At 70.8% G+C, this 22,875-nt stretch carries 22 protein-coding genes, 1 pseudogene and 1 riboswitch; of the genes and pseudogenes, 17 read left to right on the top strand and 6 right to left on the bottom strand.

Annotated elements, in window-relative coordinates:
* Positions 1-30: 30 nt before the first annotated feature.
* Both RF647_RS13690 and RF647_RS13685 read left to right on the top strand, forming a co-directional pair.
* The gene (locus RF647_RS13690) at positions 31-1,158 is read left to right on the top strand and encodes a flavin-containing monooxygenase (protein WP_368812191.1); all 1,128 of its coding nucleotides are present in this window, start codon (positions 31-33) and stop codon (positions 1,156-1,158) included.
* Positions 1,155-1,658 (top strand): maleylpyruvate isomerase family mycothiol-dependent enzyme, encoded by a 504-nt coding sequence (locus tag RF647_RS13685; RefSeq protein ID WP_368812278.1) that lies wholly within the window; start codon positions 1,155-1,157, stop codon positions 1,656-1,658. Before RF647_RS13690 ends, RF647_RS13685 begins: the two co-directional genes overlap by 4 nt.
* Before the next feature lie 184 nt (positions 1,659-1,842).
* Here the strand turns inward: RF647_RS13685 and RF647_RS13680 are convergent, their stop codons facing one another.
* Positions 1,843-2,391, bottom strand: coding sequence for a hypothetical protein (locus RF647_RS13680; RefSeq protein ID WP_368812190.1), 549 nt, complete (start codon positions 2,389-2,391; stop codon positions 1,843-1,845).
* Between the two features lie 133 nt (positions 2,392-2,524).
* Between RF647_RS13680 and RF647_RS13675 the strand changes: the two genes are divergently transcribed.
* From RF647_RS13675 to RF647_RS13660, 4 genes are all read left to right on the top strand, one after another.
* Positions 2,525-2,899, top strand: a complete 375-nt coding sequence (locus tag RF647_RS13675; RefSeq protein ID WP_368812189.1) for a PH domain-containing protein — start codon at positions 2,525-2,527, stop codon at positions 2,897-2,899.
* A 249-nt stretch (positions 2,900-3,148) separates the two neighbouring features.
* Positions 3,149-3,787, top strand: coding sequence for a hypothetical protein (locus RF647_RS13670; protein WP_368812188.1), 639 nt, complete (start codon positions 3,149-3,151; stop codon positions 3,785-3,787).
* A gap of 1 nt (position 3,788) precedes the next feature.
* Positions 3,789-5,312 carry an exonuclease domain-containing protein gene (locus RF647_RS13665; RefSeq protein ID WP_368812187.1) on the top strand — a complete coding sequence of 508 codons (1,524 nt, stop codon included), beginning with the start codon at positions 3,789-3,791 and terminating at the stop codon, positions 5,310-5,312.
* A 554-nt stretch (positions 5,313-5,866) separates the two neighbouring features.
* The gene (locus RF647_RS13660; RefSeq protein ID WP_368812186.1) at positions 5,867-6,412 is read left to right on the top strand and encodes a hypothetical protein; all 546 of its coding nucleotides are present in this window, start codon (positions 5,867-5,869) and stop codon (positions 6,410-6,412) included.
* Positions 6,413-6,548: 136 nt separating this feature from the next.
* On the opposite strand, the gene RF647_RS13655 is transcribed toward RF647_RS13660, so the two are convergent.
* A complete protein-coding gene (locus RF647_RS13655) occupies positions 6,549-7,226 on the bottom strand; it encodes a GntR family transcriptional regulator (protein ID WP_368812185.1) in 678 nt (225 codons plus the stop codon).
* A 212-nt stretch (positions 7,227-7,438) separates the two neighbouring features.
* Between RF647_RS13655 and RF647_RS13650 the strand changes: the two genes are divergently transcribed.
* The 6 genes and pseudogenes from RF647_RS13650 to RF647_RS13625 all read left to right on the top strand — a co-directional run bounded on the left by RF647_RS13650 (position 7,439) and on the right by RF647_RS13625 (position 14,819).
* A complete protein-coding gene (locus tag RF647_RS13650; RefSeq protein ID WP_368812184.1) occupies positions 7,439-8,404 on the top strand; it encodes an alpha/beta hydrolase in 966 nt (321 codons plus the stop codon).
* Entirely contained in the window at positions 8,401-10,014 is a 1,614-nt protein-coding gene (locus RF647_RS13645; RefSeq protein ID WP_368812183.1) for a flavin-containing monooxygenase, read from the top strand. The genes RF647_RS13650 and RF647_RS13645 overlap by 4 nt, the downstream gene beginning before the upstream one ends.
* 562 nt (positions 10,015-10,576) lie before the next feature.
* Positions 10,577-10,763: riboswitch (cyclic di-AMP (ydaO/yuaA leader) on the top strand.
* 98 nt (positions 10,764-10,861) lie between these two features.
* A pseudogene (locus RF647_RS13640) lies at positions 10,862-11,269 on the top strand (NlpC/P60 family protein); the annotation flags it as partial.
* Between the two features lie 248 nt (positions 11,270-11,517).
* Positions 11,518-12,435 carry an alpha/beta fold hydrolase gene (locus RF647_RS13635; protein WP_368812182.1) on the top strand — a complete coding sequence of 306 codons (918 nt, stop codon included), beginning with the start codon at positions 11,518-11,520 and terminating at the stop codon, positions 12,433-12,435.
* A 228-nt stretch (positions 12,436-12,663) separates the two neighbouring features.
* The gene (locus RF647_RS13630) at positions 12,664-13,863 is read left to right on the top strand and encodes a pyridoxal phosphate-dependent aminotransferase (protein WP_368812181.1); all 1,200 of its coding nucleotides are present in this window, start codon (positions 12,664-12,666) and stop codon (positions 13,861-13,863) included.
* Positions 13,860-14,819 carry a 2-hydroxyacid dehydrogenase gene (locus tag RF647_RS13625; protein WP_368812180.1) on the top strand — a complete coding sequence of 320 codons (960 nt, stop codon included), beginning with the start codon at positions 13,860-13,862 and terminating at the stop codon, positions 14,817-14,819. Before RF647_RS13630 ends, RF647_RS13625 begins: the two co-directional genes overlap by 4 nt.
* Before the next feature lie 19 nt (positions 14,820-14,838).
* On the opposite strand, the gene RF647_RS13620 is transcribed toward RF647_RS13625, so the two are convergent.
* Positions 14,839-15,621 (bottom strand): SDR family oxidoreductase, encoded by a 783-nt coding sequence (locus tag RF647_RS13620; protein ID WP_368812179.1) that lies wholly within the window; start codon positions 15,619-15,621, stop codon positions 14,839-14,841.
* 134 nt (positions 15,622-15,755) lie between these two features.
* On the opposite strand from RF647_RS13620, the gene RF647_RS13615 reads away from it, so the two are divergent.
* Both RF647_RS13615 and RF647_RS13610 read left to right on the top strand, forming a co-directional pair.
* Positions 15,756-16,706: a helix-turn-helix domain-containing protein gene (locus RF647_RS13615; RefSeq protein ID WP_368812178.1), complete on the top strand. Its 951-nt coding sequence runs from the start codon at positions 15,756-15,758 to the stop codon at positions 16,704-16,706.
* A gap of 236 nt (positions 16,707-16,942) precedes the next feature.
* Positions 16,943-17,245: a hypothetical protein gene (locus RF647_RS13610; protein ID WP_368812177.1), complete on the top strand. Its 303-nt coding sequence runs from the start codon at positions 16,943-16,945 to the stop codon at positions 17,243-17,245.
* Positions 17,246-17,323: 78 nt separating this feature from the next.
* Here RF647_RS13610 and RF647_RS13605 read toward each other — a convergent pair whose 3' ends face one another.
* The 3 genes from RF647_RS13605 to RF647_RS13595 form a co-directional block, all read right to left on the bottom strand.
* On the bottom strand, positions 17,324-17,809 hold the full coding sequence (locus RF647_RS13605; protein ID WP_368812176.1) for a GNAT family N-acetyltransferase: 486 nt from the start codon (positions 17,807-17,809) through the stop codon (positions 17,324-17,326).
* 55 nt (positions 17,810-17,864) lie between these two features.
* A complete protein-coding gene (locus RF647_RS13600; RefSeq protein ID WP_368812175.1) occupies positions 17,865-18,134 on the bottom strand; it encodes a hypothetical protein in 270 nt (89 codons plus the stop codon).
* Positions 18,135-18,323: 189 nt separating this feature from the next.
* Positions 18,324-19,232 (bottom strand): nuclease-related domain-containing protein, encoded by a 909-nt coding sequence (locus tag RF647_RS13595; protein ID WP_368812174.1) that lies wholly within the window; start codon positions 19,230-19,232, stop codon positions 18,324-18,326.
* Between the two features lie 258 nt (positions 19,233-19,490).
* Between RF647_RS13595 and RF647_RS13590 the strand changes: the two genes are divergently transcribed.
* The 3 genes from RF647_RS13590 to RF647_RS13580 all read left to right on the top strand — a co-directional run bounded on the left by RF647_RS13590 (position 19,491) and on the right by RF647_RS13580 (position 22,548).
* Positions 19,491-20,165: a M15 family metallopeptidase gene (locus RF647_RS13590; RefSeq protein WP_368812173.1), complete on the top strand. Its 675-nt coding sequence runs from the start codon at positions 19,491-19,493 to the stop codon at positions 20,163-20,165.
* 96 nt (positions 20,166-20,261) lie between these two features.
* Positions 20,262-21,431 carry a thermonuclease family protein gene (locus RF647_RS13585; protein ID WP_368812172.1) on the top strand — a complete coding sequence of 390 codons (1,170 nt, stop codon included), beginning with the start codon at positions 20,262-20,264 and terminating at the stop codon, positions 21,429-21,431.
* Positions 21,432-21,585: 154 nt separating this feature from the next.
* Positions 21,586-22,548 (top strand): AraC family transcriptional regulator, encoded by a 963-nt coding sequence (locus RF647_RS13580; protein WP_309056939.1) that lies wholly within the window; start codon positions 21,586-21,588, stop codon positions 22,546-22,548.
* The last annotated feature ends 327 nt before the right edge of the window (positions 22,549-22,875 follow it).

The raw sequence follows: 22,875 nt of genomic DNA, 5'->3' as shown, positions 1-22,875 counted from the left end.
CGAGAAGGCACTCATCCGAAGGAGAGCACCATGGACACCGTTCCCCGCGTCCTGGTCGTCGGCGCCGGCCCGGCCGGCCTGGCCACCGCCGCGGAGCTGCGCGCCCGGGACGTGCCGGCCACCGTGCTCGAGCGCGGCCCGCAGCCCGGTGCCGCCTGGACGGGGCGCTACGACGCCCTGCGGTTCAACACCTCCCGACGCCACTCCGCGCTGCCCGGCGCACCGTTCCCGCGCGAGTACGGCCAGTTCCCCACCCGCGACCAGTACATCGCCTACCTGCAGCGCTACGCCGCCGACCGGGGCCTGGCGGTCGAGACCGGCGTGGAGGTCACCCGGATCCGCCCCGACGACGGCGGCTGGTGCGTCAGCACCCCGGCCGGCGAGCGGCACGCCGGGCACGTGGTCGTCGCCACCGGCGCCCTCAACCGGCCGAAGCTGCCGGGCTGGGCCACCGGGGACGCGTTCTCCGGCGAGGTCGTGCACTCCTCGGCCTACCGCAACCCCGCCCCCTTCGCGGGCCGCACGGTCGTCGTCGCCGGTGCCGCCACCAGCGGGATGGAGATCGCCCACCAGCTCGCGGCCGGCGGCGCCGGACGGGTGCTGCTGGCGGTGCGCACGCCGCCCAACATCCTCCTGCGGGAGCTCCACGGCGTGCCGGGCGACCTGCCGGTCCCGCTGCTCCTGCACCTGCCGGACGCGCTCGTGGACCGCCTGCTCTCCGCCCTCCAGCGCAGGACGGTCGGCGACCTCAGCGCCTACGGGCTGCCCCGCCCCACCGAGGGCGTGATGGCCGCGATCCGGGCCCGCGGGGCCACACCCGCGGTCGTCGACCCGGAGGTCCTCCATGACATCCGCGGCGGGGCGATCGAGTGCGTTCCCGCGGTGGTCGGGCTCGACGGCGACAGCGTGCTCCTGGCCGGCGGCCGGCGCGAGCCCGCCGACGCCGTCATCGCCGCCACGGGGTACCGGACCGGCCTGGAGGACTTCGTCGGCGACCTCGGGGCATTGGACGAGCATGGCATGCCCCGCGACGGCACCGGCCGCGAGCTCACGCCGGGCCTGCGGTTCGTCGGCTACGTCCACCGCCCGGGCCTGACCGGGTACGTCGGGAAGATCGCGAAACGGGTGGCGCGGGAGATCGCGGCCGCGGCCTCCTGACCGGATCGCCCACCGCGGCGGGCGGACCGGCGCGGAGCATCTCTCCCGCCGTCGTCGCGGAGCGGCTGGCCGAGCTGGAGGCGCAGCCGCACCGGTTGGGACGGCCGGGGGCCGGCGCCCGGATCATGGAGACCTTCGCCCACGGCCAGGACATCCGCGACGCCCTCGGCATTCCGCCGGTCGCCTCGCCCAGGCTGCGGCACATCGCCCACCTGGGCGTGGCCAACCGCGACTACGCCTTCCGGCAGCGCCGGCTGGACCCGCCGGCCGAGCCGTTCCGCGTCGAGCTCACCCACGAGGACGAAGCCTGGACCTGGGGACCGGCCGACGCGACTCAGCGCGTTCACGGCCCCGCCCTGGACTTCGCCTTGCTCGCCACCCGACGGCGGCGCCGCCGGGACGGGAGCCTCGTCGCGGAGGGCCCCGACGCCGACGCCTGGCTCGACATCGTCCAGGCCTTCGCCGGCCGGCCGGGTCCGGGGCGAGCCCCGCTGTTGTAGACCGGACGAGGAGTGGGCGCAGGTCCGGCAGGAACATCCCTAGGGTGCAGCTCCGGTGGAGCAGTGGGCCAGGATGCAGGGCACCCGTTCCCCACCGAACAAGAGCTCTCGTGGTGGCCGCCACCGAGTGGCTGTCTGCTCTTCCGCGTCATGCCCATCCGGCCCGGCGCCCCGCCGGGCGCACTCAGCGGCGCCGGCCCGTTCCCTGCGGCGCGCACGACCGCGCGACAACACTGACCGATCCGGTGTTCAGCTCCTGCCACTCGCGGTACCGGGCCTCATTGGCCTCCTCGGCGTCCGAGGAGTAGTAGCGCCGTTCCGCTTCGAGGCGGGACATCTTCCGGCTAGTTACGGTCGAGGCCGCTCGACCTTTCGGGGACTGATCGGTCTTGAGCCCGGGCGTCTTGCCCTCGGACGACGCCGCTGATCTCGGCGCTCGCAGCGTCGACGGTGCCTCGGTCCGGCCCGTGGCCTCCGGGGCGACAACCCTCTGCACCACCCGCCACGTCACTCGCCGCTTCTCCCCGGCCAGGAACTCGGCACCGCTGCGCACACAGACGGACCGGCCGTTCACGGGGGAGCAGTGACGCGGGAACCGCCCCTCCAGTGAGAACGTCGGCTCCTTCGCCCCGCATTTGGTGCAGGTGACGGTGTAGAGCAACTGGTATCCATCCGGCGGCACCGGGAAACGCGGCGGCGGTCCGGCCGTCGTCCGTTGTCCTCGTGAAGCCACCGTGGCACTCCTTCCGAAGCACTGCACCAGATGCCTGGATCGTATGCGCCTGCATTCACTACTGTGAATGGACAGATGTGGGGACGTCGAAGGTCTTGCGGCGGCCCCGATTCCGTGGACGACAGGAGCAGTCATGGAAACAGCAGCAGTGACCCAGTGGATGTTTGTGGCCGAGTGCCCCATCCCGAGCGACGTCGCCGAACTCATGGTCCCGGGAGAACAGCCTGTGGCCGCCTACAAGACCTTCCGCGACAGCGCCGTCTTCACCACCAAGCGGCTGATCGTCCGCGACGCTCAGGGCATGACCGGGCGGAAGGTCGAGGTGTACTCCCTGCCGTACTCCGGGATCACCATGTGGTCGTCGGAGAACGCCGGCACCTTCGACCTCGACGGAGAGCTCGAGCTCTGGACCCGCGCCGGGCGCATCAAGATCAGGGTCGGCAAGAAGGTCGACGTCCGGCGCCTCGACATGCTCATCGCGCATTCGGTGCTGGGCGTTGAGCACTGAGGCATAGGCCCACGCACGCGGTCCCCCGCACGAGTGACCCGCGGGCCGGTCGCCTGCGCCTCCACCCCACATCCGAACGTCGGCGCTGGTCTGATTCCCTCTGTGACCAGTCTGCGAGGCGCCCTGTGACGCGACAACTTTCTTCGACGTCCGCGCCCCGAGATACGTTTGCGCAGGTAATCATCCCCCGTCCGTGAATGGCGCCATGAAGTTCAACACACCCCCCAACTGGCCCCAGCCGCCCTCCGAGTGGACACCTCCGCCGAACTGGGTCCCCGACCCGGCGTGGGGTCCCGCACCCAACGGCTGGCAGTTCTGGGTCGAGGACGCGCAGCCCGCTACCTCCCCGCCCGCCACGAGGAAGAGAAAGAAAAAAAGACATCGTCCTTCCTGACGCTACTGAAGAAACTCTGGTCGTCCGCGGTCTCATCCGACAGCCGACACTGGATCTTCGGCGGAACGGGTGTGATCGCCGGACTCCTCCTGGGAGTGGTGGTGGGCGCCGGTGCCTCGACCCCGGTCACGCCTGCCGCTTCGGGTTCCGACATCACGCCGGACGCCGGCAGCGCCGAGGTGGGCTTCGGATCCACTGACATCGAGACCGCCGTCGAGGACTGCGGGCTGACGGACGCCGCAGGCATCACGATCGGCGACGAGGGGCACAGCGTATCGATCCAGACCATCGGCGAGGACAACACCTACGGTGCCGAAGTCTTCGAAATGGCGTGCCTCCTGCAGGGACTGGACGCCTCGGACAGCGTCATCGCCCGCATGGACAGCACGCGCGCCCTCGACGGGCGACAGACGGGCACGTGGGACGACTTCGAGGCGTCCTGGGGGTATCACCCCGACGACGGCATCAACCTGGTGATCGAGGAGGTGCAGTAGCGTGCCGGATCTGGACTTCGTGGCCCTGGACTTCGAGACGGCCAACGGCAAGAGGGAATCGGCGTGCGCCGTGGGCGTCGCTGTCGTCCGGAACGGCCGGGTGCAGTCCTCGGACTCCTGGCTCGTCCAACCTCCACCGCCGGCGGATCACTTCGAGCGGAGGAACACCGCCATTCACGGCATCACCCGGGAGCAGTGCATGGCCGATGGACTCTCCTGGCCGGAGACCGCGCAGCGCTTGCACCGGCTCTGCGCCAACCTGCCCGTCGTCGCGCACAACGCGTCCTTCGACGAGTCCGTGTGGCGGGCCGCCAACCGGGCCTCGGGCGTGGAGTCCCCCCTGCCGCGGTTCCACTGCACGCTCCAGCTCTCGCGAGGCCATCTCGACCTGGTGGACCACAAGCTCCCCACCGTGGTGCGCCATCTCGGTCTGGACGACTTCCCGCACCACCAGGCCGAGGCCGATGCCCTGGCCGCGGCGCAGGTGACCGTCGAGCTGGCCCGCCGCACCGGCGCGTCCACCGTGGACGAACTCTGGCAACGAGCGCCGCGCCGCTCCACCACTGGCTCGTCGCACGCACGTTCGGAGGGTTCCCGGCGGGCCCCGGAGTCGGTGTTCCGCACGTCCGTGGAGCGGCCGGCCACCGGCCCGTCTCTCGCCGATCCCACCGTTCCCACACCGACCACCCTCGAGACCGAGGTCGTGCTGATCACCGGGGATCTCTCCTTCGGAACTCGTGAAGAGATTCAGGAGCGTATGCGCGGGGCCGGTGCCGTCGTTGCGCAGAGCCTCACGAAGAAGATCACGTGCCTGGTGATCGGCGCCGGTGCTGGCGTCCGGAATCCACCCCTGACCGGTGCCACGGGCAAGGAGAAGAAGGCCGCCGAGCGCATCCGGGAGGGCCAGCGCATCGCCGTGATCGGGGAACCGGAGCTCCGGGATCTGCTGGAACGGGCAGAGACCGGCGTGCCGGTCGAGGACGACGTCGACCCGCCCGCAGTGCTCGACGACGCGACTCCTGTCAGCTCCATCCCTCCGGAACCGGCCACGGCCCCGCCGGAACCGCAGGCCGCCCCGGAGCAGCCCGGCATGTCCGTGTCGACCGCGGAGGACCGGGCGCCTGCTGAGGCCTGGACCGTCGAACCCCACGCGGTGCCGAGGGTGGAGGCTCCGCCCCGGCCGGATTCCGCAGCGCCCTCCTCGACGCCGTACGCCGCACCACCCCGACAGCCCTGGGACCCCCCGCTGTCCGTCCGCCCGCGGCAGCCGTGGGACCCTCCGCTGCCTGCAGAGCCGTCACCTCAGGTGAAGCCGCAACGTCGCTGGGCGTTCCACGTTGTGATGTGGTCGATCATCCTGCTCCTGATCGTCGGCATGACAATCGTCGGCGCATTGCTGAGCCTCGTCGGGGTGCCGGAGTCCGTCTGGGCTGCCGTCGTCGGAATCTCCTGGCTGATCGCTCCGCTCGTGTTCGTCGCCTGGCTGATCGTCACCGTCGTCCGGTGGATGAAAGGACGTCGGTGACGGGTCCATTGCAGACGGGACGAGGATGACCTTCCACGGCAACCACCCGGAGATGGCCGATCCTCCCGGGCTCGGCATCCAGCGCTTCAGACCGCACATTTCTGCATTGTGACCGCTCGGTAAGAAAGGGCACCCCCTCCCCGTTACGTTTGTGCCTGCAACCTCCGCTCGACCCCCTGGATGTCACCATGCGCTTCAACGCTCCCCCGACCTGGCCGCAGCCCCCGGAAGGCTGGACTCCCCACCCGGGGTGGTCCCCCGACCCCGCGTGGGGTCCGGCACCGGACGGTTGGCAGTTCTGGGTCGACGACGCCCAGGCCAATGCTGGTGCGGGAGGGAACGAGCCCCTGACCCAGCCCCTGCCGGCCAGTGATCCGGAAGCGGCACATGAGGTGGGCAGCACGGACCGTCCCAGCTCCCGGCGCTCCGGCGCGGCACTCGCCGGCGCCTGGATGCGCGCCACGACGTCATTCCGGCGTGACAGGCCACAGTCGCCGGCCCGGTCGTCCGCCCCGGAACGACAGAAGAGCAGGACCAAGTCGATCGTCATGGGGGTGGCCGGCGTCGCGCTCTTCGCAGGAGGTCTGGGCATCGGAGGCGCCGTGGCCTCGGATCCCACCTCTAGTGACGAGTACGTCGCCCTGGCCTCCGCCAAGACGGGCGTCGAGGAGGACCACGAGTCGCTCCAGGAGGACTACGACACGATGTCCTCCGGTCTCCAGGACCGGCACACGGAGCTCCAGAAGCGCGAGGACGAGATCACCGCTGCCGAGAAGGCACTCGAAGAACGCGAGGGCGACATCAAGGAGGCGGAAGACGCCGTCAAGGAGCGCGAAAACGCTGTCTCCGGAGCGGAGCAGAAGAAGGCGGACAACACCATCCGCGAGGGCACATGGACCGTCGGAGTGGACATCGCTCCCGGCACGTACCGCTCAACGGAAGACGTGGGGTCGAGCTGCTACTGGGCCATCCTGACCTCCGGCACCAACGGGGACGACATCATCGCCAACGACATCCCCGGCGGCGGCCGGCCGTCCGTGACCCTGGCCGAGGGACAGGACTTCGAGACCAAGCGCTGCGGCACGTGGGAGCTCCAGTGACCACCGGCTGTTGCTGATCCGGGAATCCCTCTGACGCGCCGAAGCCTCTTCGGACGGACACGGAGCACAATGGGCCGACCTTCCAGGCGGCGTCGCAGGCTCCGGCGCGTCGATGCGCAAGAACCACAGCCGTGGCTCACCCCTGCGGCGCCGGCCCCACCGTCGCGTCCAGCGGCCGGTCCTCCCGCATCCGGGTGGTCAGCTCCGTGAAGAACGCCCGCAGCCGGGCCACCGCCTCCGGACCGGCGCCCTCACGCAGCAGCTGCAGCATGTCCTGCCAGCCCTCGACCCACAGCGGCACCAGGTGGCCTGAGGGGTAGAGCGTGATCCGCCGCAGCGAGCGCAGCATGACCTGCTCCGCCATGGCGGTCAGCTCGTCGTTGTCGGCGGCCGCCAGCAGCACCCGCACGGCGTCGATCAGGCCGGTGCGGGACTCCTCGACGTGGTACTGCCCCACCTCTTGGGTGAAGCGGGTGACGGTGTCGCCGAGCGCGTCGAGCCGGCCGTCGTCGAGGTGGGGCACAGCGCGCTCGAGCGCGGCCACGGTGACGACCCCGAGCACGTCCATCAGCTCGATCGCCTGCCGCTGGGTGAGCACGGCGACGTGCCGGCGCTTGTTGGCGGTGCTGACCACCAGGCCCTCGCCGATGAGCTCGGTGATGGCCTCGCGCACCGGGGTGATGCTCACGTCGAGGCGGGCCGCGATTTCGGCGTCACGGATCGGGGTGCCGGGAGCGAGCGCACCGGAGAGGATCTCCTCCCGCAGGTGCTCCGCGACCGCCTCCCGCCGGGTGGCCGGCATCTCGAACGCCACAGTTCCGTGTCCCTCCGTCTGGCCGGTCCGAACGTCGCCGCTGGTGCCTCGACAACAGGCGGCCGGCCGGTGCTGCCCCCAGCGTAGCCACCCGGACGCGAGAAACATTCGGCCACCCTCTAGAAACAATGCATTGTGCAGTCTACGGTCATGTGACCTGCATCACTCAGCACGAGCGGTGCCGGAATCGTTCCGTCGATGAGGAGACCAACATGTCCCTGGACCACGCCACCCTCGCCTTCCTGGCCGCCTCCGCCGAGGCCGCCGGGCCCGACGCCAAGCCCATGTGGCAGATGAGCCCCGCCGAGGCCCGCGCCACCGCCGCCGCAATGAACGAGATGTTCGGGACGGGCCCCGAGATGCACCGCACCGAGGACCACGTCCTGGACGCCTCCGACGGCGGCAGCTTCCGCGTCCGGGTGCACGTGCCGCGGGAGTCCCCGGCCGGCGTGTTCGTCTACCTCCACGGCGGCGGCTGGGTGCTGCAGGACATCGACGGCTACGACACCCTGGGCCGGCAGCTGGCCGAGAAGTCGGGCTGCGCCGTCGTCCTCGTGGACTACCGCAAGGCCCCGGAGCACCCCTTCCCCGCCGCGGTGGAGGACTCCTGGACCGCCCTGACCTGGGCAGGCGAGCACCTGGCGGAGATCGCCGGGGCGCAGGTCCCGCTCTACGTCGGCGGGGACAGCGCCGGCGGCAACCTCTCGGCCGTCATGGCCCTGCGGGCGCGCGAGAACGGCGGACCGGCGATCGCCAAGCAGGTGCTGATCTACCCGGTCACCGATGCCGACTTCACCCGCCCCTCCTACACCGAGGAGGAGAACCAGACGCTGCTGACCACCGAGTTCATGTCCTGGTTCTGGGACCAGTACGTGCCCGACGCCGAGCAGCGCCGGCACCCGGACGCCGCACCGTTCCACGCGGAGGACCTCTCCGGGCTGCCGCCGGCGCTGGTCATCACCGCCGCCCACGACGTGCTGCGGGACGAGGGCGAGGCCTACGCCGAGAAGCTGCAGGAGGCGGGGGTGGAGGTCCACCAGCGCCGCTGGGAGGGCCAGATGCACGGCTTCTTCTCCATGGTCAACGTGCTGCCGGCCAGCGCCGAGGCCCTGGACTTCGTGGTGGAGTCGGTCGCCTCGGACGTCGAGGCCGAGCTGGAGGAGGCGGGCGAGCGATGAGCACGGTGCGCGAGCTGGACGTCGTCGTCGTCGGCGCCGGGTTCTCCGGCCTCTACCTCCTCCACCGCCTGCGCGAGCAGGGACGGTCCGTGGCCGTCGTCGAGAAGGGCGACGGCGTGGGCGGCACGTGGTACTGGAACCGCTACCCCGGGGCCCGGTGCGACGTGGAGAGCCCCTACTACTCCTACTCCTTCTCCCGGGAGCTGGAGCAGGAGTGGGAGTGGACCGAGCGCTACCCCACCCAGCCCGAGATCCTGCGCTACCTCAACCACGTGGCCGACCGCTTCGACCTGCGCCGCGACATTCAGCTGGACACCGAGGTGGTCTCCGCCGTCTACGACGACGCCGTGGCACGGTGGGCCGTCACCACCCGCTCGACCGCGGACGGCACCGAGGAGACGGTCAGCGCCCGGTACTGCATCATGGCCACCGGCTGCCTCTCGGCCGGGCGCGTGCCGGACCTCGAGGGCCTGACCGACTTCGCCGGGGAGGTCTACCACACCGGCTCCTGGCCGCACGAGGGCGTGGACTTCATCGGAAAGCGCGTCGCGGTGATCGGCACCGGATCCTCGGGCATCCAGTCGATCCCCGAGATCGCCCGGCAGGCCGAGCACCTCACGGTCTTCCAGCGCACCCCGAACTTCAGCGTCCCGGCGCGCAACCAGCCGCTGGACCCGCAGGAGTGGGCGCAGATCAAGGCCGACTACCCGCGGATCCGGGAGATCGCCCGACAGACCCCGACCGGGTTGCCGTTCCCGCCCAGCACCGCCTCCGCACTGGAGACCGACCCGGAGGAGCAGCGCAAGGTCATGGAGGAGCACTGGACGCTGGGCGGGTTCCGCCTCGGGCAGTGCTTCTCGGACCTGGCGATCAGCAAGGAGGCCAACGACGTCGTGGCCCAGTACATCCGCGAGCGCATCGACGAGATCGTCGAGGACCCCGAGGTCGCGGAGCTGCTGAAGCCGTACGACCACCCCGTGGGCACCAAGCGGATCTGCGTGGACACCGACTACTACACGACATTCAACCGGGAGAACGTCTCCCTGGTCGACGTCCGGTCCGCGCCCATCACCCAGCTGACCGAGCGGGGGCTGAGCACCACGGAGCAGGAGTACGAGGTCGACGCGATCGTCTTCGCCACCGGCTTCGACGCCATGACCGGGGCCCTCAACCGGATCGACATCCGGGGCACCGAGGGGCTTTCCCTGGCCGAGAAGTGGGCCGCCGGCCCGCGGACCTACCTCGGGCTGGCCACCGCCGGGTTCCCGAACCTGTTCCTGGTCACCGGTCCCGGCAGCCCGTCGGTGCTCAGCAACATGGTGACCTCGATCGAGCAGCACGTCGACTGGATCACCGACCACATCCGCTACCTCGAGGACCAGGGCCTCATCCGCTCCGAGGCCTCTCCCGAGGCGGAGGACGCGTGGGTGCAGCACGTCAACGACGCCGCGGACATGACCCTGTTCCCGCAGGCGAACTCCTGGTATCTGGGCGCGAACGTGCCCGGCAAGCCGCGGGTGTTCATGCCCTACGTGGGCGGGGTCGGCGCCTACCGCGCCAAGTGCGACGAGGTCGCCTCCCGGCAGTACGAGGGCTTCAGCGTCGCCTGACCGGTTGAACGACCGGATGGAGGGCTCCGGGGCTGCGGCACCGGAGCCCTCCGCATGCGGGCAGTCCGGGGCTTCGGGGCACATCCCCCCATCAGCAGCCTGATGCTCGTGGGACGGCAGGAGAACGAGACCGACGCGCCGCAATCGCATTTCTTTCTTTTGCGAATTCCCGGGACAACAATGGGGATTATCGGTGGAGAAGGTTTGTCCCGACCCTTGAGGAAGGGGCCGATCCCGTCGGGATCTAATGCTCCGCAGACCTTTCCCGGCAAACGGTCGCGCCATGACACGGGTGGCGCCACCCGGCACGCGGCTCCAGGGAGGGCACGCTTGCCCGTCAGAACGACCCGGGCAGAGCCCCAGGTCAAGACCACTTTCGTCTCGAACTGAGCCTCTCCGGGGATCTCCAGCGGCGCCCCTCAACCGGCAACCTCGTCTGGGTGTGAAGGTGCACTGCTGAACTGGCACAAGAACCGAGACACGCCCGTGATCAAAACGAGACTTTCCCGTTATTCTTCGATTAGTGTTCTCTCCGTGCCGATTCCCCCATTGATCGGCACCCTCGTGCACATCGCCGAATTCTGCCGGTGCTCGAGGCCCCCAGAACACATCGCTCGGCAGAAGCGGGGGAACCATGAACGGTCCCTCCCCCGGGACCTAGGGGTTAAGTCGTCAGGGCCCCCATCCTGACGACCGGGTGTCTCCCACCCGCATCCGACAGCTCACCTCGCAGGCAAGAGGGAGGACATCACTCATGCCCATTTTCCAGTCCCGCACGCCCCGCCACCGCGCCCAGAGCTCGTTCCGCCTCGGACGCACCGCGATCCTGGCGGTCGCCGGCGGCGCCCTGGCGCTCAGCAGCGTGGCCCCGGCCCAGGCCGCCCCCGCCGCAGCCCCCCAGCAGCTCGTCAGCATCCAGTCCCAGTCCGGCAAGGCCGCGACCATCGCTGCTGCGGCCAAGAACCAGCTGGGTGTGGGCCAGGACTGCACCGCCCTGGTCACCAAGTCCCTGCGCGCGGCCGGGATCAACCACCATGGGTGGCCGGCCTCCTACCTGAAGCTTGGCACCCGGGTCTCCGCCGCCCAGGCCCAGCCCGGTGACCTGGTCTACTACGCCAATGGCGGCATGGGCTTCGCCCACATCGCCGTGTACATCGGCGGCGGCAAGGCCGTCCACGGCGGTTGGAACGGCAACCAGACGGTCATCCAGACCGTCAACGTCGGCTCCGGTCCCGTCTATCTCCGCGTGCGCTGACTCCACGCACGTGAGCGGGGAGTGCGGTTCCCGGCCGTCCCGGCGGGAACCGCACTCCCCCTCCCATATGGGCTCCCTGCAACCGTGACGGTCTCGTGACGGGTTCTGTCGGAGCCCTCGAGCCCCGCGGGGAGAGGCAGGCGGTCACACGCCGTCGTCGCCTGGCCCTGGGTGCCGCGGCGCCCTAGCGTGGAGTCACCCGGCCGCCACAGATGCACGAGAGCGGCCCACGGACAGCGGGGGAACGCATGAGCGCGCAGCCGGAGGACCACGGCAACCGCAGCGTCACCACACCGGACGGACGCAGCCTGGAGTTCCGGCTCACCGGTCCGCCCGGAGGCCTGCCGGTGGTCTTCCACCACGGGGCTCCCGGTGCCGCGGTCCTGTTCGGGCCGCTCGAGCGCGCGGCCGCGGACCGCGGGCTGCGCGTGGCCACCGTCTCGCGCCCCGGATACGGCGCCTCGGACCCGCTCCCGGAGGAGAAGGCCCCCGGCACGGTCGCCGGTGCCGTGGCCGACACCTCGTTCCTCCTGGACGAGCTGGAAATGACGGACTTCCTCACTCTCGGCTGGTCCAGTGGCGCTCCCCGCGCCCTGGCCTGCGCTGCGCTGCTGCCCGATCGGTGCCGCGCGGTCGCCTCCCTCGCCGGCTACGCCCCGCCGCGCGTGGCGAGGCTGGATCCGGTCGCCGGGATGGACGAGGACAGCGCGGCGGAGTTCACCGCTGCCCGGAAGGGGCGCAGCGCGCTCGAGGCCTACCTTGAGGAGCGCATGGAGATCATGAGCGCTGCGGCCTCGGCACCCGGGAACGACGTCGTGGCACTCCTGCGCGCGATGCTCCCGCCCGTGGACCAGGCGGTGATGACCGGGGACTTCGCCGGGTACGTGCTGGACACGGCCGAGCGCGCCCTGCGCCAGGGCGTCGTGGGCTGGCGCGACGACGACCTGGCGGTAAACCGCCCGTGGGGATTCAACGTGGAGCGAGTCGCCGTGCCGGCACGGATCTGGCACGGTCGGAAGGACTGTACCGTCCCCCTCGCCCACGGGAAGTGGCTCGCCGCGCACGTGCCGGGCGCCCGGGCGCACCTGCTGGAGCACGAGGGGCATCTGTCTCTCGTGGCCCGCCTCGACCGGGTCCTGGATGACCTGCTCGACGCCGCCGGCTGACGGACCGCGGCTCCGTCAGGATGGGACCGGGGACCGCGCCGCGTCGAACCCTTATAGTCCGCACTTCCGCTCCGGCACATGCAGCGTTGCCGATGATCACGATCACACGGCCCTGCTCACGGTGAAAGTCCATCGGCGGATCACCCTTCCCAGCCAGATGCATGGCTCGTAGGCTCGACCCGGATCCGCTGGAGGATCGATCGCCAACTCGACGAGGAGTGGGACAGCATGCGCCAACTCGCGCACCGGCTCGAACGGCTGGGCACCGAGACCGCCTTCAGCGTCGCCCAGGCCGCGGCCGCCTGGACGGCGAAGGGGAACCGTGTGTACCCCTTTCACCTCGGCGACATCAACATCCCGACGGCCCCGCACATCATCGAGGCGATGGACCGGGCCATCGCCGACGGTCACACGGGCTACTGCCCCGGCCCCGGCATCCCGCAGCTGCGCGAGGCCCTCGCCGAGGACATCGGCTCGCGCCGTGGCATCGACCTCAGCGCCGAGAGCATCGTCGTGATGACGGGCGGCAAGCCCGTCATCACGAAGTTCCTGCAGGCGGTCATGAACCCCGGCGAGGAGGTGCTCTACCCGAATCCCGGTTTCCCGATCTACGAGTCGCAGATCGAGTACCTCGGGGGCACGGCCGTGCCGTACCGCTATCTCCCCACGGAGGACGGCTTCGCGATCGACCTCGACCAGGTGCGCGCGTCGATCACCCCGAGCACGGTCGCCATCATCTACAACGACCTGCAGAACCCCATCTCGGCCGAGTCGACGGCGGCCGAGCGCGAGGCCGTCGCGCAGCTCGCCCAGGAGCACGATCTTTGGGTGCTCTCCGACGAAGCCTACTTCGAGACGCGCTACGAGGGGGTCTCGAACTCGATCGCGTCACTCCCCGGCATGGCCGATCGCACCGTCATCCTCTACACGTTCAGCAAGAAGTTCGCCATGACCGGCTCCCGCCTCGGCTGCGCCGTCGCGCCGCCAGAGATCGCCACGGTGCTCGGCACGCTCAACACCAACGACGAGTCGTGCACCACGCACTACGTGCAGTGGGCCGGCATCGAAGCGCTCCGCGGCCCCCAGGAACCCGTGCAGCAGACGCTCGACATCCTGCGCGAGCGCCGGGATGCCGCCTGTGAGCTCGTGAACGCCATCTCCGGCATGCACGTGGCCGTGCCGCAGTCGACGTTCTACCTGTTCCCCGACGTCACCCAGACCATGGAGAGCATGGGCTACACGGCAGTCGGTGACTTCGCCACGGCAGCGCTGCACCAGACCGGCGTCTCCTTCTGCACGCGGGAGCACTTCGGCCGGCGCCAGCCCGACGAGGATCGGCAGTACATCCGGCTCGCCTACTCGGGCATCGACGTCGCCGACATCCGCGACGGCCTCGGCCGCCTGCGCGAGTGGATCGAGACGGCATGAGCCGGGTCCTTGTCACGGGACGGGTGCCCGACGCCGCGATCGAGAAGCTCCGCGCCGAGCACGACGTCGACGCCTGGCCGGATCCGGAGCCGATCGGCCGCGAGGAGCTCCTGCGCCGGGTGACCGGGGCGGATGCCGTGGTGAGTCTGCTCACCGAGCGCATCGACGCCGAGCTGCTCGACGCCGCCGGCCCGCAGCTGAAGGTGGTCGCGAACGTCGCCGTCGGCTACGACAACATCGACGTGCCCGCCTGCACCGAGCGGGGCGTCGTGGCCACCAACACCCCCGGTGTCCTCACGGACGCCACGGCCGACATCGCCTTCGGCCTCATCCTCATGGCGACTCGCCGGCTCGGCGAGGGGGAACGGCTCATCCGCTCCGGCCAGGCCTGGAAGTGGGGCATGTTCTTTCTGCTCGGCAGCGGCCTGCAGGGCAGGACCCTCGGCGTCGTGGGCATGGGCGGCATCGGCCAGGCGACCGCGCGCCGTGCCAAGGCCTTCGGCATGGAGGTCGTCTACCAGTCGCGCAGTGAGTGCGATCCCGGGATCGCCGCCGAGCTGGGCGCCCGACGGGTCGACCTCGACGAGCTGCTGGCCGTCTCCGACGTCGTGTCGCTGCACTGTCCTTATGGGCCCGCCACGCATCACCTGATCGGCGCCGAGCAGCTAACGGCGATGAAGGACTCGGCGTACCTCGTCAACACCGCGCGCGGCCCGATCGTCGACGAAGCGGCGCTCGCGGCCGCACTGCGCGAGGGCCGGATCGCGGGCGCCGGACTGGACGTCTACGAGCACGAGCCCCGGGTGCATCCCGAGCTGTTGGAGCTCGACAACGTGGTGCTGGTACCGCATCTGGGCTCCGCCACCGTGGAGACGCGCACCGCAATGGCGGTGCTCGCCGCCGACAACGTGCTCGCCGTGCTCGGCGGGCAACGACCGCCGTCACCGATCGGGTAGCAGCAGGGCCGGCCGTCCCTCACGGGGTGCCGCGGAGCCAGTCCTCGAACTGGGTCGGAGCGGTCGTGTAGTCCGCACGAGGCAGCAGGCCACCGTTGCCGAGAGCGGTGAACGGCACCGGCACCCGGAGAACCTTCCGGCGTCCTCCACGGTGGAGGTCCATCGCACGGGCCAGCTCCGCCATGTCGCGGACCTCGGGCCCCGCGATGACGGCGTCGTCGGAGGTCCCGGAGCCGCCGGGCTCCAGGGCACGGTCGGCGACGAACGCGGCGGCCTCGTTCGCGGCCAGCGGCCGGGAGCGCATCCCGGGCACGGCGGAGAGCGGGCCGATGCGCAGCTGCGACAGCAGGGTCTCGGCCAGTTCGTACCACTGCGCCGAGGCCACGAACGTGACCGGGACGGGTCCGGCCCGATAGGTCTGCTCCTGGGCGGCCTTGCCCGCGTAGTAGCCCATCCACCGGTGCACCTCGGGGTCCCGGGCGTTGAGGATCGTGACGCACACGATCCGGGACACCCCTGCCCGCTGTGCCGCCGCCACCACGTTGCGTGCGGTGGTGGTGAAGAAGTCGACGGCGCGCTTGCGGGACAGTGTCGCCAAGTGGAGGCAGTCCACCACGGTGGAGACCCCCTCGAACGCGGCGTCCAGGCCGTCACCGGAACAGACGTCGACGCCCTGCCCGCGCGAGACCTCGACGACGTCGAGGCCGCGCTCGCGCAGCTGTGTCACCACCCGTGCGCCCAGCTGCCCGGTCGCCCCCAGGACCGCCACCTTCCGGTGCTCGCCCTCGCCTGTGCTCTCCATGGCCCACCGCCCTCTTCCCGTCGTCCGCGCCTCGGTGCTGCTGGCCTCGATTCTCCTCGTGTGCCCGCCCTGCCGCGACTGTCACTTTTCATACTGTCGTCGACTTCCTGCCGGTCCGCTGGGAGCATGGACCCATGATCAGCAACGTGGCCGTCATCGTGTTCGACGAGGTCTCCCCCTTCGAGCTCGGGGTGGCCTGCGAGGCCTGGGCGATCGACCGCTCGGGCGACGGCCTGCCGGTCATGAACTTCGCCGTGTGCAGCCCCGACGGGCGGCCGGTCCGCACGATCGCCGGCTTCGAGATAGCGGTCCAGCACGGCCTCGACCGGGTGGCCGAGGCGGATCTCGTGGTCCTCCCGGCGATGTCCCGGGACATCCCGGTCCCGGAGGAGGTGATCCACGCGCTGCGCACGGCCCACGACCGTGGCGCCCGGCTCCTGTCCATCTGCTCGGGCGCCTTCGTCCTGGGAGCCGCCGGCCTGCTCGACGGCCGACGCTGCACCACGCACTGGATGCACACCGCGGAGCTGGCCGAGCGGTTCCCCGCCGCGCAGGTGGTGCCCGAGGTCCTCTACGTAGAGGACGGCAGCATCCTCACCAGCGCCGGCACCGCGGCGGGCCTCGACGCCTGCCTCCACCTGTGGCGCCAGGAGTTCGGCTCGGCGGCCGCCAACACCGTGGCACGGCGCATGGTCGTGCCGCCGCAGCGCCAGGGCGGGCAGGCCCAGTTCATCAAGGACCCGGTCCCCGAGCGCCGGGCCGAGACGCTGGACCCGCTGCTCACCTGGATCGTGGGACACCTCGATGAGCCGCTCGACGTCGACGCCCTGGCCCGGCGCGCCGCCATGTCACCGCGCACCTTCGCCCGCCGCTTCCGCGACGAGACGGGCACGACGCCGCACGCCTGGATCACCGCGCGGCGTCTGCACCGGGCCGAGCAGCTCCTCGAGGAGACCGACCTGCCCGTCGAGCGCATCGCCGCGGACGTGGGCTTCGGCAACGCGGCCACACTGCGCCACCACTTCACCCGGATCCGCAGGCTCAGCCCGCAGCAGTACCGCCGCCGCTTCGCGACCACCGCCTGAGCACCGCCTGTTGAGCCCCTCGGCCGCGAGAGCGCGGCCGACGAGCTCCGTCATGGCCGCGGTCTCGAGCAAGCGTTCCACTCATCCGGGACTCGGCGGCAGAGCGCCGACAGATTTGGCAGAAAATTACCGCAGGTAGTCATTTCTGCCACTCGTGCGAGAGACTTCGGCCGACGAGGCTTGTCAGCGTGAGAGTGAGCCGGATCAGCCGGCACACCGCAGGCAAGGAGCTCATCATGATCTCGTTCGTGTTCCTGGTGCTGGCCGCAGCCGCCGTGCTGTCGGTGTACACAGTGATCGGCCGCCTGGCCGCACCCCCGGAGGAGCGGGTGCCGTGGCGCAATCTCGGGTGGGACGGCTGGATCCACACGCTGCGGCGCAGCCTGGCCTTCCTGGGCGACGTGGCCCCGCGCGTGGACGCCGATCACGCGGCGAGACCGTCGAACGTCGTCGCCCCGTCGTCGGGCCGGCAGGCCGCCGTGGCTGACGACATCCCGAGGAACGCACGGCCCCTGTCCGGGCCCGCAACCTGCTCGTGAAGTGCGACTGGGAGGTGTCCTCGTCCGGCAGGCAGGTCCAGCGCCTCATGCCGGACGAGGGCAGCGCCCCGACAGGCGCTACAGCAGCCGGCTGTAAAAAACCGTGGGCAGCGGCGTGAACCCCCCGGCCGCGTAGGCGGCACGGGCGGCGGCGTGCGCCTCGTCCCCGCCGGTGCCCGCCCAGGCGACGACGCACCCCGCCGCCCGCATCGCCTCGCAGGCTCCGTCGATCAGGGCGCGGCCGAGACCAGAGCCCTGATGCCGAGGGTCGACGGCGAGCAGCGTGATCTCCCCCTGGGGCCCCGCCGGGCCAGGGTGGGTGGTCCAGGCGGCATAGCCGGCGGGTGCGCCGTCGAGGTCGGCGACCAGGAACCGATGCCGGTTCTCCGCCATCGTCAGATCTCCCAGGGTGTCGCGGTAGTCCTGGCGCCAGTTGCCGTTCTGCCGGGCGAATAGCTCGTGCCCCAGCTGGTCCCGGATGCCGTGCTGAATGGGCTCGAAGGCGCGGACGGTGAGGTCGACCAGGGCCTCGAGATCGTCGGTGCGGAAGCTGCGGAGGAGCATGGTCCGTCTCCTGGAACTCGCGGATGCCGGTGACTCGGAACCAGAGCCCGGGGGCTCAGGGAGTCCAGCCGAGGACCGATTCCCCGAACGTCATGACGCCGAACCACGTCGCGACGGCCACCACGGGGACCAGGAGCACCAGGTAGGACCGGCGCTGCACCAGTCGCACCCCGACGTAGGTCAGGAGCACCCACCACACGCTCAGGAGCACGATGGCCCACAGCGGAGCCATCAGACCGCTGACCATGTAGAAGAATCCGACCACCAGCTGGGCCAGGGCCGCGATCACCACGGCCACCACGAACAACGGCTTCGTCGTCGTCATGCACCAACTGTGCGCTCCGGAACAGTCACCGGCAAGAGGGGGAGACGGCTCTTCGCCAAGGCACCGAGACCTATCGTCGGTGGGACCGGGTCGAGAGGATGGCCCTCGGCTCTGCTGTCCGCACGAAGGCCGGAAGGACGCTCTTTTGCCCGGGCTGTGCTGCGCCCCTGACCGCAGTCCTTCCGCCCCTCAGGAGAGTCCGACGTGGAGTACTGCCGCCAGGAGGTCCGAGCCGTAGCTGACAGCGGCGGCACCACCCCCGAACATCAACCCAAGGCCCCACAGCCCGCGCCGGCGTCGCGCGCTCCGCACGGTGTGCCGCAGCTCCGCGAAGCGCTCCTGCAGCACGACCGGGTCCTCGGGCGGCGCGGGATGGTGGTGCCAGGTCCCCGGAGCCACGGCTGCAGCAACGATCTGGGCGACCCGCTCAGGAGCCAGGACGGGACGACGGCGCTTCAACCAGCGCAGCAGCTCACGATCGGTGACGATCTTGACGTCGGCAGGACGTTGTTTGATCGTCAGCTTTCCCGGCTCGATCAGCACCAGCACCGGGGTGACTGAGACCGGCTCCGCTACCGCGGCGCTCAACCGCCTGCCGGCACGCGCTGCCTCGTGCCGGGCGTGGGGCAGGTAGTGCTGCTTGTGCCCGTCGATCAGAATCGCGCGCTCGCCGATCCAGACATTTCTGCCCGCGTGGTTCTTCGTGTTGAGCGTGAACACCCCGGACGGGCCGATCAGCACGTGGTCGATGTCCGAGACCCCGGCGCCGACCGGAACGGCGTGGAGCACCGTCCACTCCGGGCCCAGGCGGCCGAGGATCTGCCCGACCGCGATCTCCCCCAGCGCCCCCTGGTACCAGGGCCGGCTGTCAGCACTGAGCGGGCTGGCTCCGACCAGACGTCGCCACCACGACCGGGGCGGATCTCCGTCATGGATCCGCAGCGTCTCGACCATCACCGCCTGCCCGGCTCGCCGGTTCGCCAGACTGGATTCCTGCACCGGGGCCCTGGGCTCCGGCGGCGGCTCGAGCAGCCGGAAGGCGGCGAACCCCGTGGTGCGGATGGGCGGCGGGGGCGCAGGATCGGCGGAGGGCGGCATGGTCGTCAGCTTTCGAACAGGGGCGGAGGGGATGTCTCGCTGACCATCAGCGAAGGCACCGCATCGACGGAGTGTGTTTACTTTTGCACAGAGTGGGCCGGCGCGGCAGGCACACGGCCCTGACGCTGCAGGCCGGACTTTCCCCGTCACACAGCCCGCGCGGTGACGGGCCGTGGCTAGGCTGACGCTGGTCTTTTCCGAACACGTGGGGGCGTGGACATGATGCGATTTCTTGGCCGACTCAGCGGTGCAGCAACCGTGGCCGCTCTGACGGTAGGGTTCGCGGCACCCACGGCAGTCGCGGGCGGGACGACGACGACCTACGACATCGACTCGGCGTGGAGTCCGACGGTGGTGGTGAACAAGCACCGACCGCTGGACCCGCCCAGTTATGTACCGAAACCCCTGACCCGGATCAAGACGGAGCAGCTGCGCACCGACGCCGCCCAGGCCTATCAGCAGATGGTCAAGGCGGCCAAGGCGGACCGGGTGAACATCGTGACGATCAGCGGATACCGCTCCTACGACCACCAGGCCAGCCTTTACAACAGCTACGTGCAGCAGTACGGGCAGGAGACCGCCGACACCATCGCCGCCCGGCCCGGGCACAGCGAGCACCAGACCGGGCTGGCCATGGACGTGGGCAATTCCTCCGGCGCGTGCGCGCTGCAGGACTGTTTCGAGGGCACCCCGGTCGGGGCCTGGGTGGCTGACCACGCCTACAAGTACGGGTTCATCATCCGCTACCCCAAGGACGAGCAGGACGTCACCGGCTACAAGTACGAACCGTGGCACCTGCGCTACGTCGGTCCTGAGCTGGCGGACGAGATGCGGCTGAAGGCCGAGCAGACGGCCTCGAAGGGCCCGAAGCTGGACACCGACACCATGGAGGAGTTCTTCGGCCTCGCGCCGGCCCCGGACTATCTGTACTGAGCCCGTTGCCGCAGAACTGGGGACACCAGCCTCCTCGGTGGTTGCAGATGCATCCATAAGCTGGAGGGGAACTGACGCTTTCCTGACAGGACTCCCGTGGCCCCCTCTCCCGCTTCTCTGCGCCTGAGCGCCTCCGCGCTCGTCCTCCTGCTCCTGACCGGTTGCGGCGGGTCGGCGGTCTCCAGCGACACGACGGCGTCGTCGAATGCCGCCTCCAACGAGACCTCCGCCGCCCCGGAACTGCGCGGAGAGCGCGCCGTGGTGGAGCGGGTGATCGACGGCGACACCGTCGACGTCCAGCGGGACGGCGAGGTGGTGCGGGTGCGGCTGCTCAATATCGACACCCCGGAGACCAAGGACCCGAACAAAGTCGTCGAGTGCCTTGGCCCGGAGGCGACCGCGCTGCTGGAGGAGCTCCTGCCGCCGGGCACCGTGGTGGGCCTGGAGTACGACCAGGAGCGCACCGACCGCTACGACCGCACCCTGGCCGGGGTCTTCCTGAAGGACGGCACGCTGGTCAACGCCGAGATCGCCCGCCAGGGCCTGGGCACACCGCTCTACATCGCGCCGAACGGCCGGTTCCTGCCGCCCGTCGAGGAGGCCTTCGCCGAGGCCGAGGAGCAGCAGGCCGGACTGCTCGACCCGGCCCAGGGCTGCACCATCCCGGCGCAGCTCCAGGAGGCGACGAGCGCGCTCGCCGACGCCGCGCCGGCGGAGCTCGCCGATGCGGCCGGGGAGGTCGCGGCCGCCGTCGCGTTCCTGGCGGCACTCGACGCGGTCGACGGCGGCGCGCACCCGCACATCCGTCATCTGGTCGGGCTGCCGTCGCTCACGAGCGGGATCTCGGGCGTCCGCCAGGACGTCGCCGCCCTCCAGGAGCGTGCCGCGGAGCAGCGCCGGCAGGCGGAGGCGAAGGCGGCGAAACGCAGGGCGGCCGAGGACCAGCGCCGGCAGGCGGAGGCCGACGCGGCACGTCAGGCGGAGTCCGCCCGGCAGGCCGAGCTCGACCGCCAGGCGGAAGCGGCGCGGCAGGCAGCGGCCGACGCCACGCGTCGGGCGGTCGCGCCCGCGCCGGCGCCGAACCCGGCACCCGTTCCAGCTCCCGCACCGAGACCCGCACCCGCCCCTGCGCCAGCACCGAAGCCCGCCCCGAACCCGGGTGCCAACATCGTCAACCAGGCCCCGCCCGGCTACTACGCCGACATCCCCGGCTACACCGGGCCGCGCTGCTACGCCCCGGGCGGGAAGTTCTTCAAGCCCTGCTGATCCCGGAATCAGGATCTGGTCACGGAGCCCATCCTGGTCCTGGTCCTGGTCCTGGTCCGAGAGGATCTCTTGGATGCGCATCGTGGAGGGACGAGACGGAGCCGGTGGACCAGCTCGGCGGTGAGCGGCGCGGGCGTGCACTAGCGTCGGTCCCATGCCCGCTCCCCGCCCGCTGCGCGTCCTCGAGTCGCTGCCCCGCGACGCCGAGCGCTACCGGGACCCGGTGACCTGGAGCGAGTGGTGGCGCACGATCGGCGTGGAGCTCACGGTCGAGGCGCGCGGGGAGTTCACCGCTCAGCGTGAGTCCTGCCGGCTGGGCCCGATGGGCCTGGTCGCGGCTTCGACGTCACGGCACGCGGCCGAGGCCGATCCGCTGCCGGACGTCCAGTCCGCGCACCTGCTGGTCCTCCAGCTCTCCGGGCGGATGGTGCTCGCGCAGCGCGGCCGCGAGGCCGGGCTGACCCCCGGCGACTGCGTCCTGCTCAGCAGCGAGGACCCGTTCCGCGCCGAGGTGGCGCGGCGGGCGTCCTTCGCGGTGCTCGTCGTGCCGCAGGACGCCGTGGACCTGCCGCCCATGGCCGTGCGGATGGTCGCCGGTCGTCTGCTGCCGGCCGACGGCCTGGCGGTGCGGTTCCTCGGCCCGCACCTGGAGCGGCTGGCCGAGTCGATGAGCGATCTGCACGGGCCCACCGCGGCTCGGCTGGGACACAGCACGATCGATCTGTTCACCACGCTGCTCAACGACCAGCTCGACGGCCTCGCCGCGCACGGCGAGATCCCCGGCGGCCTGCTCCTGGCCCAGATGCACGACGACATCGAGACCCGGCTGCGCGATCCCGAGCTCACGCCCTCGGCCGTCGCGGAGCGGCACTTCGTCTCGGTGCGGACGATGGACGAGATGTTCCGCGCCGTGGGTCAGTCCCCCTCGGCATGGATCCGGTCCCGCCGGCTGGCCCACTGCCGCGCGGACCTGCGCGATCCCCAGTACCGGGACATGGGCGTGGCCGAGATCGCCCGCCGCTGGGGTTTTCCCACTCCCGCCCACTTCTCCCGCGCCTACCGCGCGGCCTTCGGGGTCTCCCCCTCCGCTGACCGCCGGGGCGACGACGACGCCTGATCCCGCTCGCCCCAGCGGCCGAGGCGGTGCCACCCGACCGTGAGGAAGGGCGACCGCTCGCACGTGGAGGACCGGAAGGGACCCTTGACCGATTGCGCGAAATGATTGACTGTCCCGGCGAACACGCCGACTCCTCGTTTCGGGTGCGTGTCGGATGATCAGCAGGGTGACACCGCGGATCCCCGCGGGTGCGGTCTCGGCGCGGAAACCGCACGGTAACGACGCACCCGTCGGCACGGCCGGAGTGTGAGCGCCGCCACGCACCCCGGATGGGCAACCGCGAAACATCGCCTCGCCACCATTCCGGACATGACGACAGCAGCGGCA

Origin of the sequence: Kocuria sp. CPCC 205263 (assembly GCF_040981075.1) — a bacterium.
Classification (GTDB): Bacteria; Actinomycetota; Actinomycetes; order Actinomycetales; family Micrococcaceae; genus Kocuria; species Kocuria rosea.
This window is presented reverse-complemented; position numbering and strand designations above follow the sequence as displayed.

What these genes read in the sequence shown, in the direction of transcription:
- RF647_RS13690 (WP_368812191.1), top strand. Translation starts at nt 31, where the DNA reads ATGGACACCGTTCCCCGCGTCCTGGTCGTCGGCGCCGGCCCGGCCGGC.
- RF647_RS13675 (WP_368812189.1), top strand. Translation starts at nt 2,525, where the DNA reads ATGGAAACAGCAGCAGTGACCCAGTGGATGTTTGTGGCCGAGTGCCCC.
- RF647_RS13650 (WP_368812184.1), top strand. Translation starts at nt 7,439, where the DNA reads ATGTCCCTGGACCACGCCACCCTCGCCTTCCTGGCCGCCTCCGCCGAG.
- RF647_RS13645 (WP_368812183.1), top strand. Translation starts at nt 8,401, where the DNA reads ATGAGCACGGTGCGCGAGCTGGACGTCGTCGTCGTCGGCGCCGGGTTC.
- RF647_RS13635 (WP_368812182.1), top strand. Translation starts at nt 11,518, where the DNA reads ATGAGCGCGCAGCCGGAGGACCACGGCAACCGCAGCGTCACCACACCG.
- RF647_RS13630 (WP_368812181.1), top strand. Translation starts at nt 12,664, where the DNA reads ATGCGCCAACTCGCGCACCGGCTCGAACGGCTGGGCACCGAGACCGCC.
- RF647_RS13625 (WP_368812180.1), top strand. Translation starts at nt 13,860, where the DNA reads ATGAGCCGGGTCCTTGTCACGGGACGGGTGCCCGACGCCGCGATCGAG.
- RF647_RS13620 (WP_368812179.1), bottom strand. Translation starts at nt 15,621, where the DNA reads ATGGAGAGCACAGGCGAGGGCGAGCACCGGAAGGTGGCGGTCCTGGGG.
- RF647_RS13615 (WP_368812178.1), top strand. Translation starts at nt 15,756, where the DNA reads ATGATCAGCAACGTGGCCGTCATCGTGTTCGACGAGGTCTCCCCCTTC.
- RF647_RS13610 (WP_368812177.1), top strand. Translation starts at nt 16,943, where the DNA reads ATGATCTCGTTCGTGTTCCTGGTGCTGGCCGCAGCCGCCGTGCTGTCG.
- RF647_RS13605 (WP_368812176.1), bottom strand. Translation starts at nt 17,809, where the DNA reads ATGCTCCTCCGCAGCTTCCGCACCGACGATCTCGAGGCCCTGGTCGAC.
- RF647_RS13600 (WP_368812175.1), bottom strand. Translation starts at nt 18,134, where the DNA reads ATGACGACGACGAAGCCGTTGTTCGTGGTGGCCGTGGTGATCGCGGCC.
- RF647_RS13595 (WP_368812174.1), bottom strand. Translation starts at nt 19,232, where the DNA reads ATGCCGCCCTCCGCCGATCCTGCGCCCCCGCCGCCCATCCGCACCACG.
- RF647_RS13580 (WP_309056939.1), top strand. Translation starts at nt 21,586, where the DNA reads ATGCCCGCTCCCCGCCCGCTGCGCGTCCTCGAGTCGCTGCCCCGCGAC.